This is a genomic window from Motiliproteus coralliicola, from assembly GCF_003345655.1.
GTDB lineage: Bacteria > Pseudomonadota > Gammaproteobacteria > Pseudomonadales > Balneatricaceae > Motiliproteus > Motiliproteus coralliicola.
Map to the genome: position 1 here is coordinate 54,819 of NZ_QQOH01000004.1, position 11,749 is coordinate 66,567.

The 11,749-nt window shown below is 59.0% G+C and carries 8 protein-coding genes; 2 read left to right on the forward strand and 6 right to left on the reverse strand.

Features of this window, described 5'->3' with window-relative positions:
• Positions 1 to 52: 52 nt before the first annotated feature.
• The 3 genes from DV711_RS14175 to DV711_RS14185 form a co-directional block, all read right to left on the reverse strand.
• On the reverse strand, positions 53 to 1,876 hold the full coding sequence (locus tag DV711_RS14175) for a sensor domain-containing diguanylate cyclase (protein WP_165840127.1): 1,824 nt from the start codon (positions 1,874 to 1,876) through the stop codon (positions 53 to 55).
• A 213-nt stretch (positions 1,877 to 2,089) separates the two neighbouring features.
• Positions 2,090 to 3,322, reverse strand: coding sequence for a phosphoglycerate dehydrogenase (gene serA, locus DV711_RS14180; RefSeq protein WP_114696381.1), 1,233 nt, complete (start codon positions 3,320 to 3,322; stop codon positions 2,090 to 2,092).
• Positions 3,323 to 3,510: 188 nt separating this feature from the next.
• Positions 3,511 to 4,386, reverse strand: a complete 876-nt coding sequence (locus tag DV711_RS14185) for a LysR family transcriptional regulator (protein WP_114696382.1) — start codon at positions 4,384 to 4,386, stop codon at positions 3,511 to 3,513.
• Positions 4,387 to 4,487: 101 nt separating this feature from the next.
• Between DV711_RS14185 and DV711_RS14190 the strand changes: the two genes are divergently transcribed.
• Positions 4,488 to 5,744, forward strand: a complete 1,257-nt coding sequence (locus DV711_RS14190; RefSeq protein WP_341537595.1) for an MFS transporter — start codon at positions 4,488 to 4,490, stop codon at positions 5,742 to 5,744.
• Here DV711_RS14190 and DV711_RS14195 read toward each other — a convergent pair.
• Positions 5,677 to 6,063, reverse strand: coding sequence for a SpoIIAA family protein (locus tag DV711_RS14195; protein ID WP_114696383.1), 387 nt, complete (start codon positions 6,061 to 6,063; stop codon positions 5,677 to 5,679). The two genes, DV711_RS14190 and DV711_RS14195, sit on opposite strands and share 68 nt — an antisense overlap.
• 205 nt (positions 6,064 to 6,268) lie before the next feature.
• Between DV711_RS14195 and DV711_RS14200 the strand changes: the two genes are divergently transcribed.
• Positions 6,269 to 8,731 carry a phosphoketolase family protein gene (locus DV711_RS14200; RefSeq protein ID WP_114696384.1) on the forward strand — a complete coding sequence of 821 codons (2,463 nt, stop codon included), beginning with the start codon at positions 6,269 to 6,271 and terminating at the stop codon, positions 8,729 to 8,731.
• Positions 8,732 to 8,776: 45 nt separating this feature from the next.
• Here DV711_RS14200 and DV711_RS14205 read toward each other — a convergent pair whose 3' ends face one another.
• Both DV711_RS14205 and DV711_RS14210 read right to left on the reverse strand, forming a co-directional pair.
• Positions 8,777 to 10,540 (reverse strand): adenylate/guanylate cyclase domain-containing protein, encoded by a 1,764-nt coding sequence (locus DV711_RS14205; RefSeq protein WP_165840128.1) that lies wholly within the window; start codon positions 10,538 to 10,540, stop codon positions 8,777 to 8,779.
• Positions 10,541 to 10,840: 300 nt separating this feature from the next.
• Complete coding sequence (locus DV711_RS14210; protein WP_114696386.1) at positions 10,841 to 11,686, reverse strand: AraC family transcriptional regulator; 846 nt, start codon at positions 11,684 to 11,686, stop codon at positions 10,841 to 10,843.
• Positions 11,687 to 11,749 lie beyond the last annotated feature (63 nt).

Consider the following 11,749-nt stretch of genomic DNA (forward strand, 5'->3'; position numbering starts at 1 on the left):
GTCTATAAACTCAGTCTAGACGGGATCAGCGGTGGTTTGTTGGCGCGGGTACTCAGACCGGGTCAGAGTAATAGCAGGAACGGTTTCGCCCGCCCTGTTTAGAACGGTACATCGCCTTATCCGCATGGCGGATCAGGTCGTCGTAGCTGCGCCCGTCTTCCGGGAAGATGGCCACCCCGATACTGGCGGTGACCGCCACTTGCTGGCGCGCTAATACCAGGGGTTGTTCTATCTGTTCTAGCAGGCGTTGAACCACCCGCTCAAGGTCCTGCTGGCCGGTCAGCTCATCGATCGCCACGGTAAACTCATCACCGCCGACACGCCCCACCAGAGCGCCGGTTGTATCCGCCGCTTCTTCGAAACCGGTATGGCCAACGGTGTCGTAAGCCCGCAGACAGCGCCGAATCCGACCCGCGATCTCGATCAGCAGCTGATCGCCAATCTCGTGGCCGAAGGAGTCATTGACCTCTTTAAACAGATCAAGATCGATAAACAGCAACGCCAGCCGGGTATCAGGGTGACGACCCGCCCGCTCGATCTTCTGCTCGACCCGTTGTTTGAAACTGCGCCGATTCAGCAACTCGGTCAAGGTGTCCTGATTGGCCAACTGCTCCAGTAACTGCTCCTGCCGTTTACGCTCGGTAACATCGGTGAAGATCCCCACCAGTTCATTGCTGCGCTGCCCCTGATCGATCAGCGGACTGACCGACATACTCAGGGTATAGTGCTGACCATCCTTGCGCTGCGCGTTGATCTCCTGCTCCCAGTAACCCTGCTCATCGATCTCCTGCTGCATCTGCTGATACAGCTCTTTACTGACGTCGAGCTTCGGATCCATCAGCGCACGCTTGCCGATCACTTCTTCGTCCGAGTAACCGGTAATACGGCTGAAGGCGGGGTTGGTGTAGGTGATCAGATACTGATCGTCGGCCACGACCACCCCCTCCTTGATCGAGCCTATAATCTGCTGGTTGATCTCCAGCTCGAATCGGGTCTGCTGCAACTGTTTGCGCTCTCGATCCAGCAGCTGATTCAACTGCGCGGTCCGGAAACTGAAATAGGCGTTGAGCAGAAACATCGCCCCCAGTACCGTACTGAACAGCAATACCGGCTGCAGGATCGAGTCGATCAGGTGCAGACCCGGTGTCGGCGGGGAGAAATACAGGTGGCCGAGATTATTGCCCGTTACGGTGGTCATCGGCAGACTGTTCTCACCGGCACCAGGTCTGATACCGGTCAGTTGCAGCGAGAAACGCTCAGAGAAACCTTCGACATAGTCGGCATCAAAGCGCTTTAGAAATACCAGCACACTGAACAGTTCGCCACTGCGGACATCGTCGTCGTCGACCTCCTCGGTGGTGAAAGGGGCTACCCCGGCAACGTAGAGCTGTCCGGCCACTTCGATCAAGCCGCCGAAACCTTCCGGATCCTGAAGCGAACTGGCCCGTGCCTGCTGAATCAATATCGCCAGTGAACGGCTGTCGGCAAAGGGCTTAAAATGCGGCATCGGTGCTGAATCGACAAACCCCTGCAGCAGGCGGTCGTGCTGATCGATCGCCATCGAGATCTGGATGCCGAACTCCTCATCCAGATAGGAGCCGATATTACTCTGGCCCCAGTCCGGGTCAGGCTGCAGCACCAGATTCCGGATCGCTTCATCCCACCAGGCGGCATCCATCGCATGGGTACCTAACACCTCGATCTCGTAACTCAACGCCGAGTCGACCTGCTGCCGGTATTGTTCGGCGGCGTCCTGATCCTGGCGCTCAGAGGCAGTGCTGATAATCAGCCATAGCAGGGAAAGGGCGGCCAGCAGTAGAGCGATCGCCACCAGGATCCAGTTTGAAAGGCGTTGGTGCAGTATCGATAAAGGCATGGCCATCCCTTCAGACTACATCCGATCGGTTTATTCCGTCCGACCGTCAACCTATCTCCCATGCCGTCAAACGGCATTGCTGAGATCTAGACCATCCCTTCAGTTGCGCTTTAAAGCGAACTAATACAGAAACAGCTTAGGTTCTAAGCCTATACCAAAAAGCCCCGCTATACAGCAGGGCTTGGAGGTGTTGTCGCCGTTTAAGAAGCGAGGTTAGAACAGCACTCGGCAGCGGATGGTGCCCGGCACCTGCTTAAGCTGTTTGACCGCGAGATCGGAGTGCTCGGCATCGATATCCATCACCACGTAACCGACCTTGTCATTGGTCTGCAGGTACTGACCGGAGATGTTGATGTTGTTGTCGGAGAACACGTGGTTGATCGCGGTCATCACCCCCGGCACGTTCTCGTGGATGTGCAGCAGGCGGTGCTTGTCCGGGTGCGCCGGCAGGGCAACCTCGGGGAAGTTGACCGAGGTGATGGTGGAGCCGTTATCGGAGTACTTGACCAGCTTCTCGGCCACTTCGAAACCGATGTTCTCCTGCGCTTCCATGGTGGAGCCACCGACGTGCGGGGTCAGGATCACGTTGTCGAACTCACGCAGCGGCGAGACGAACTCTTCGCTGTTGGACTTGGGCTCAACCGGGAAGACGTCGATCGCCGCGCCCAGCAGCTTACCGGTCTTGAGGGTTTCGCACAGCGCATCGATCTCGATCACAGTACCGCGGGCAGCGTTGATCAGGATCGAGCCCGGCTTCATCTGCTCCAGCTGTTGCGGACCGATCATGTTCTTGGTCGACGGGCTTTCCGGCACGTGCAGGCTGACGATGTCGGCTTGGTTCAGCAGCTCTTTCAGCGAGCCGACCTGGTTGGCGTTACCCAGCGGCAGCTTGGTGACGGTATCGTAGAAGATCACTTCCATACCCAGGGATTCGGCCATCACGCTTAGCTGAGAACCGATCGAACCGTAGCCGATGATGCCCAGCTTCTTGCCACGAACTTCATAGGAGTTGGAAGCCGACTTGTTCCAGACCCCACGGTGGGCCTTGGCGTTCTTCTCGGCGATACCGCGCATCAGGATGATCGCTTCGGCAATCACCAGCTCCGCCACCGAGCGGGTGTTGGAGTAGGGCGCGTTGAACACGGTCACACCCTTGGCGATCGCCGCGTTCAGGTCAACCTGGTTGGTACCGATACAGAAACAACCCACCGCCATCAACTTGGAAGCCGCTTCGAACACCCGCTCGTTGAGCTGAGTCCGGGAACGGATACCGACAAAGTGAGCGTCTTTGATCCGCTCGATCAGCTCCTCTTCCGGCAGTGCGGTGGTCAGGTAATCGATGTTGCTGTAACCGGACGCCTTCAGGGTATCGACGGCGGATTGGTGAACGCCCTCAAGCAGCAGAAACTTAATCTTGCTCTTGTCCAGGGATGTAATCTTGCTCATGGCAACAACGACCTCAAACTTTCCTGCCGGCGGTACGCTCCAGGCTCAATCCAGAATCCGCAGGCTGCTTCAAAAATGGGCGGCAATCATAGCATAAAGATTGATCAATGCAGCGCTGTCGCAGCATGAATGGCATTGAAAGTTTTCAATCAAGCATTGAAATTTATTAATACAGCAAGATGATCGGCTCAGACTCGACTGTGCTCGAGCAAAAACTCGACGAAACTGCGGTCGGCATGGGACAGATAGGCGCCCCGTTTCCAGGCGATACAGAGATCGAGCCAGACCGGCTCGCTGAACGGCCGTGCCGCCAGCTCCGAATCCCCCTCGGCCACCATCGCCAGGAAGGTGGTGATCCCAAATCCCTTGCCGACGATTTTTCGAATCAATGGAATCAGGTTGGTTTCAAACTCGATCTGCATCGGATATTCGGTCTGCTGAGCCAATCGATCGATAAAGGCGCGATGAAAATACCCAGGCTTGAACAGCACCAGCGGCTCGGCGAAAAACTGCTCGAAGCTGACGCTCGGCTGGGCCGCCAAGGGGTGCTCCGGCGGCAGGCAGACCACCATCTGCTCGCGCAGGAACAGCTCGGCTTCCAGCGACTCCGGTAACTGCTCCCGTACGATTATCCCCATATCCAGCTCGCCGGCATCGATCATCTGCTGGATATCCCGCGCACCGGCTTCCTCCACCGATAGCTTGAGCTGTGGATAACGCTGCTTGAACGCCATCAGCAGCTCGGGGAAATAGTAGGTACCGAGCATGCTCGGAATCCCGATCCGAACCTCACCCTTGCGCAGCCCCTTGAGCTCATCCATCTCCAGTTGGGCCTGACGCAGGTCCTCCAGCATCCGCTGCGCATGCTGCAGCAGTACCTTCCCCTCGGAGGTCAGGCTGATGCGGCGGTCGTGACGGTGAAACAGCAGCAGGTCCAGCTCCTGCTCCAGCTTCTGCACCGCCACGCTGACCGCAGGCTGGGCCAGCGGCAACGCCCGCGCCGCGCCGCTGAAGCTGCCGTGGCGGGCCACTTCGACAAAAATACGTAGTTTGCGTAGGTCCATCGCTCGCTCTCAATCAACTCTGCTAATTTAAACCACTATACCAACTCGCTATAAATTCTATAGAGATTATATATTTTTGATATTTATTGGATTGACCTACAGTGGAGCTCCGCTATCCCACTGACTCGATGAAGCCCACCATGATCCAAACCGGCACCACCGCCTTCACCCGCGCTACCCTGGCTCTGTGCCTGGGCTCCTTTATCGTGTTCGCCAACCTCTATATCACCCAGCCGCTGTTTCCGCTGCTGCGGACTCAGTTCGAGCTGACCGACCTGCAGGCCACCTGGTCGCTGGCCCTGCCGATGCTGACCCTGGGCCTGTCGCTGCTGGTCTACGGGCCGCTGTCTGATGCACTGGGGAGGCGCCGGATCATGCTGCTGACCCTGTTCGGATCCAGTGCCCTGAGCCTGCTGATCCCGCTGACACAAGGTTACGACTCGCTGCTGGCGCTGCGGATGCTGCAGGGACTGCTGCTGGGCGGGTTACCGGCGATCGCGATCGCCTACATGGGGGATGAGTTCGAGCGCCCGGCGCTGCTGTTGGCGGTGGGGCTCTATATCAGTGCCAATTCGCTGGGCGGCATCAGCGGTCGCTTAGTGGGTGGCTTTGTCACCGATTGGCTCGACTGGCACAGCGCCTTCTATCTGCTTGGCGTTCTCAGCCTGCTGGGCGTGGCGCTGGTGGCCTGGCTGCTACCGCCGTCGCAGCACTTCCAGCCCCGCCCGCTCAGGCCGAAAACCATGGCGACCGATCTGGCCGGTCACCTGCGCAATCCGCTGCTGGTGACCGCCTACCTGATCGGTGGTTTGAACTTCTTTATCTTCTCCAACCAGTACAGCTACATCACCTATGTACTCAGTGATGCGCCGTTCGAGCTGGCACCCAGCTGGCTGGGGATGCTGTTTTTGACCTACTTGAGCGGCTCGCTGGGGTCGGCGGTATCGGGCAAACTGAGCCAGCGCTTTGGCCAACCGGACTGCATGCTGGCCGGGGTGTTGATCATGATGCTCGGCTCACTGCTAACCCTGCAGCAATCGCTGCTGACCATCGTATTGGGATTACTGGTCAGCAGCTTTGGCTTCTTTATCTGCCACTCGGTCTGCAGCGCCTGGGTCAACCGCAACGCCGAGCACGCCCGGGCCAGCGCCTCGTCGCTCTATCTGGTCTGCTATTACCTGGGAGCCGCCAGCGGGGGCTTCTACCTGGACCGCTTCTGGCAAGCCCAGGGATGGAATGGGGTAGTCTTGGGATCGCTGTTGATTTTGACGCTGACGTCGGCGCTGGCCTTCAGCCTGCGTTACCGACTACGGCGGGCTGCTGATCTATCCACTGCCACGCCTGCTCAAGCTGGTTGAGCTGGTAAAACTGAATCTCGCCGTAGGTGAAGGGCTTGGCCAGTTGCGCCATCCAGCGCTCCCACTCCTGCGAGCCCAGCACCGCCAGCCGCTCGACCCGATGATTGATCTCCAGTCCGAAAATCAGATCATCCCAAGCCGCCTGCAACTCCCAGCCACGAAAGCCTTCGAGTAAAAACAGCAGCCGGATCCGGTCGTGATGCAATAGCGCCTGGCGCACCTGCGGTATCAGGAAATTCTTGTAATCGTTATCGGTCAGCTTGCCACTGACCAGAAAACCGAGACGATCGGAGCTGCTCTGCTCCAGCTTCATCATCATTGCATTCGACCTCTTAGCCGCTGGCTTATCGTTATAACGGTCAGTTTAGTCCGGATATTTATCTTTGCCTTAGCCAAGCCCGCCGACCAAATTAAATAGCAAGCCTGATCAGGACCCCTGAATTTGGTTTCCAAAGGGCGCTTTTGAGGCTACGTTTAAGGGATCGCCACTGACTCAATATCCCCGCTTCAACAAGGAGTTAGCAATGAGCAAGGAGCAGTTGAAGATCCATCGCTATCACCAGCACGAAATCGAACAGCGCGCCGCGCTGTATCGCGAGCGGGATCTGATTTTCGCCGACTGGGCCGCCGGTTACGGAGTCATCCGCCACCGCCCCCAAACCCAGGTCAGGGTCTACGAACTGGTCGACCGGCTCCACCACCAGGGCGCGATCACCGACAAGAGTGTCGCCTATCGACAGCTGCAGGCCGCCGACCGCCTGGCCTCGGCGGCGATGTGGCTGGTGGTGCATATGACCTATGCCGAGAATGTCTACCGGGACGGTCGTGACCTGGCCCACGCCGACTTCAAGCGCGACCCGCAAGGCCACACCGGCGGTTCGCTGAACATGGTGCCCGGCTATGTGGGCTACCTGTTGATCAACGCACTAAGCGGCGTCAGCCGGCACTGGCTGATGGGCCAGGGTCACTGCGTCGCCGCCGTCGACTCCACCAACCTGCTGGTGGGCAACAGCCTGCCGATCCACCGCGACAACTACCCGCTCGACGATGCCGGGCTGAGCCGGTTCGTGCGGGATTTCTATGCCTACCATGTCGGTGCCGACGGACGTCCGGCCTCGCCGCTGGGCAGCCATGTCAACGTCAACACCGCCGGTGCCAGCCTGGAGGGCGGTTACCTGGGTTTTGCCGGTCTGCACTACATCCACCAACCGCTACCTGGTGAACGCCTGGTCGCCTTTCTCAGCGACGGCGCCTTCGAGGAACAACGCGGTAGCGACTGGGCTCCACGCTGGTGGCGCGCCGAAGACAGCGGCCTGGTGTCACCGATCATGATCGCCAACGGCCGCCGTATCGACCAGCGCACCACCACCAGTCAACAGGGCGGCACCGACTGGCTGCGGGAACACCTGATCCTGAACAGTTTCGACCCGATCATCATCGATGGTACCGACCCGGCCGACTTCGCCTGGGTGATCTTCGAGATGGAGCAACGACTGGAAGCGGCCGGGCAGGCGGTGCAGCAGGGCTGGGAGCAGTACCCGGTGCCCTTGCCCTACGCCATCGCCGAGGCGCCCAAAGGCTACGGTTTCCCGGGCCAGGGCAGCAATCTGGCCCACGGCACTCCACTGGGTCAGAACCCGCGCACAGATGCCGAGGCTCTGCGGCGCTTCAACGAGGGCGCGCGACGGCTGTGGGTTCCGGACCCGGCCTTAGCCGAGGCCTGCCAACAGCTGTGCAACCATGAGCAGCAACGCCGCCCCCATGAGCGCGAACTGGGCGATGTCACCACCCAGGTCCGGGCTCAGCTACCGCCGCCCAACTGGAGTTCCGACCTGCAACCACTGCGCTCGCCGATGGATGCCACCGACGAGACCTTTGTCGGCATCGTCCAGGCCAACCCACAGCTGCGCCCCCGGGTCGGAAATCCGGATGAGCTGCGTAGCAATCGAATGAACCAGACTCTGGATCTACTCAAGCACCGGGTCACCGACCCCGAAGAGGGGATGGCCGAATCGATCGACGGCAAGGTGATCACCGCATTGAATGAGGAAGCGGTGGTCAGCGCGGCGCTGGCCAACCGTCATGGCCTCAACATGGTGGTCTCCTACGAGGCCTTCGCGGTCAAGATGCTCGGCGCCATCCGTCAGAGCCTGATCTTCGCCCGCCACCAGGTCGAAGCCGACCAGCCTCCGGGCTGGCTGTCGGTGCCGATCGTACAGACCTCGCATCTGTGGGAGAACGGCAAGAACGAACAGTCCCATCAGGACCCGACCCTATGCGAAGCGCTGATGTCGGAGATGTCAGATCGTTCGAGGGTACTGTTTCCAGCCGACTGGAACAGCGCCATGGCTGCCACCCGGGCGCTCTATCAAAGCCATGGCCAGATCTGGTCACTGGTTCAGCCCAAGTCGGCGGTACCACAGCATCTCAGCGCCGAGCAGGCTGAAAGTCTGGTTAAAGACGGAGCCATTCGGCTGCAGGGTACCGAGGACAGTCCGTTGCAGCTGATCGCAGTGGGCAGCTACCAACTGGTGGAGCTGAAAAAAACTTCGGCCCGGCTGCAGCGTGAGAAGATCGACCACTCTCTGATCTACCTGCTCGAGCCGGGCCGATTCCGCCAGCCCCGCGATCGCTGGGAGGCCGACAGTCTCAGTCCCGAGGCTGTGCGCCAAGCGCTGTTCCCAACCACCACCCAACAACGCCTGCTGCTGGGCCATATGCGACCCGAAGCGTTGCTGGGGGTGCTGCGCCCGCTCGATCTTGGGCCGCAACACTGTCGTGCACTGGGCTACCTCAACCGCGGCGGAACCCTGGATGTGGAAGCGATGCTGTATGCCAACCGCTGCACCTGGGCCCACTGCCTGGCGGCGATCAGCGAACTGACCGGCACAGCGCTGGAACAGTTGCTCAGCGATGATGAAATTGATGCGGTACAGGGTCGGGGCGATCCCTATGCGATCATCGCCCGGCCCCATAAAACCGCCTGAGCGATTGCTACCCGGCAATCCGTCTGAGGCTTAGTGGCACCGGGCTTAGGGATTGAGAACGCCGGCCTTGATCAGGTCGTCGCTCAGCTGGCGAGGAATCTCCTGATCACGATAAGACTCCATCTGCAGCAGGGTCTGGACAGGAAAGTCGGCGGTGATCGCCAACAGTTCTTCGACGGCTTTCGCCAACGCGGAGGGATCGGACAGGTGGGTCAGTGCCGCCACCTGATAGAGACAGGCGCGTCTGGATTTATGCAGTAACTGGGATACCACTTTGACCGTTTCGCGGTAGTTCCCCAGGATATAGTGTGCGGTGGCTTCGATCTCGCGACAGTAAGTCGGCAGCAACGGGTCGAGAGCGATGGCGCGCTTGTGGTATTCCAGCGCCTTCTCCGCCTCCCCCAGGAAATTGTAGAGCTCGCCGATGCGGCCGAGAATCCAGGCGCTGTTGGGGTTGAGCGCCAGAGCACGCTGAAAGTGATATTCGGTTTTGTCGAACTCTTGATTGCTCAAACAGATCGATCCCATGATTCGGTGGGTTTCGGCATCGTTCTCATCCAGATCCAGCGCCCGGGTAACGGAGCCCAACTCCTCGTCGTAGTAATCCGCCTGTGTCCAGGCAGCCAACCCATCAAGCGCACAGGCTTTCCAGGCATGGGCACGGCTGTACTCCGGATCTTTTTCTATCGCCATGTTGAACCAGTACAGCGCCTTTTCTGCAGCCTCGCGGGTGACCCCACCGAGGCGGTGGTATTCCAGACCGCGAAGAAAGCACTCGTAGGCAAACATATCGGCCGGTTTCTTTTTTCTGGCCGCCACCAGAGTTTCATGCTCGATACGCCCCACCACCGTCGAGACGATCGATTTCGCAAGCTCATCCTGAACCTCGAACAGCTTGTCGAAGACCGAGTCGTATTTTTCGGCCCAGACCTGATCACCGGTCACGCTGTTGATCAACCGAGTAGTGATTCGGATACGATCACCCAGCCGCCTGATGCTTCCCTCAAGGCAGTAGGCCACCCCCAACTGCTGACCCAGCTCGGACAGATCGAGCGGTTTATCCTGCAGCGCCAGGCTCGCATTGCGTGTGGTAAGAAATAAGCCGCCGAAACGGGAGAGTTCGGTGATTAAGTCGTCGGTAAATCCCTCGGCAAAATAGTGCTGTTCAGGGTCTTCGCCCAGAACACTGAACGGCAACACAACCAGCGAGTTGGGGATACGTTGCCTGGGCTTTTGATGCACCAGTTGATCCGGATCGCCGGAGACGAAGCTGTGATGACTCAGCTCACCGACAACGCGATAGGTCTGAACCGGCTCGGGTAGGTTTTTGAGGGCTTGTTGCCCGCTGTTTTCAAACGTCAGTTGCGCGGTTCGTTTGACCTGATCAAACACCGATTGGGAGATCAGCACGGAGCCGGGATCGGCGATACCTTCCAATCGTGCCGCGATATTGACGTCATCGCCGTAGATATCCTCCTCATCCCAGAAAATATCGCCGAGATTGACCCCAATACGGAACATCATTCGCTGTGGCTCCGGCACCTCGGCAATCCGTAGCTCAACTCGTCGCTGGATGTTGTAGGCCGCCAGTACCGCGTTGGTGGCCGAAGTGAATTCGGCCAGAAAGCCGTCACCGGTCAGCTTCACGATGCGACCGGAGAATTCGTCAATGATGGGATCAATAATTGTCTGGCGGTACGACCACCAGGTCTTGATGGTGCCCTCTTCATCAAGACGCATCAGACGGGTATAACCGACCACATCTGCGGCGATAACCGCAGCCAGTCGTCTTTGAACTTGTTGTCCCATCGCTCTTCTCGTCATCGCTTTCGGATCAGCGGTAGCTAAAACCCGAGCTATTTCAGATGCATCAGACCGAGAATTACCCCGGGTTAACTAGCTGCTTAACAGCCACGGGGCGGGATTCTCCGTCGTCATATCGATCGGACATCGCAGACTCAGTCAGGACATCATTGTTGTGAGCTACAACGTTAAGTTAAGCATATGACAGCTCCCCCAAATAGCCACCGCATCGGCCGCAGGGCTGTTGGTTCGAGTCAAGAAATCGCTGATAAGCTGCGCTGCTGGAAAAAGGGGTTTAAATCCAGCTTAGAAATAACGTCCGGGGGTGCGCCCCAGCGCCTTACGGAACATCGCAATAAAGGCGCTCTGACTGTCATAGCCCAGGTCCTGGGCAATCAACGCCACCGGCTGGCCCTGGGCAATCCGGCTCAGGGCTTCAAGCAATCGAGCTTGCTGACGCCATTGACCGAAACTCATGCCGGTCTCCTGCTGAAACCGCCGCGCCAGGGTACGCTCGCTCATCCCCAGTTGCCGACCCCAGCTGGCCAACGGCTGTTTGTTGGCCGGATCCTGGCGCAGCTGTTCGGCCAGGGTACGCAGCGGCGCACTGGTGGGTTCGGGCAGATACAGCGCCGCCTCGGGCAGCAACTCGAACTGGTCCAGAAACACGCTGACCAGCCGCCCCTCGGCTCCTTCCTCGTCGTAGAGGCGATCAAACTCCGCCATCGTTACCATCAACTCGCGCATCAGGGGTGACACACTGACCACCTGACACTGCTCCGGCAGACGCCCAGCCGCCTGCGGCGCGATGTAGATGTTGCGCATTTTGACACTCTGGATCGCCCGGGCATCGTGCTCGATAAAGGGCGGAATCCACACCGCCCGTTGCGGCGGCACCACCCAGTGGCCGATATCCCGCGCCGAGACCTGCACCAGCCCCTCGACGATCCAGAGCAACTGCCCCCAACCGTGGCTGTGGAACGGGGTCACGAATCCCGCTTCCCGATCCACTTTTCGCACCACCAACCGCCGCGGCACATCCTCGATCCGCTCCTTGACCGACTCACCATCGACGGTGGTCCAGTGCGGGGGGAAAGGGGGGAGTTCGGTGGATTCCAGCGAACCTGTCTGTTTCTCGATATTTTTTGGCATGACTGTCGGTATACGCCAAATTGCTGCCGATTTAAAGTGACTTTACTCAATCACGGTCTGACT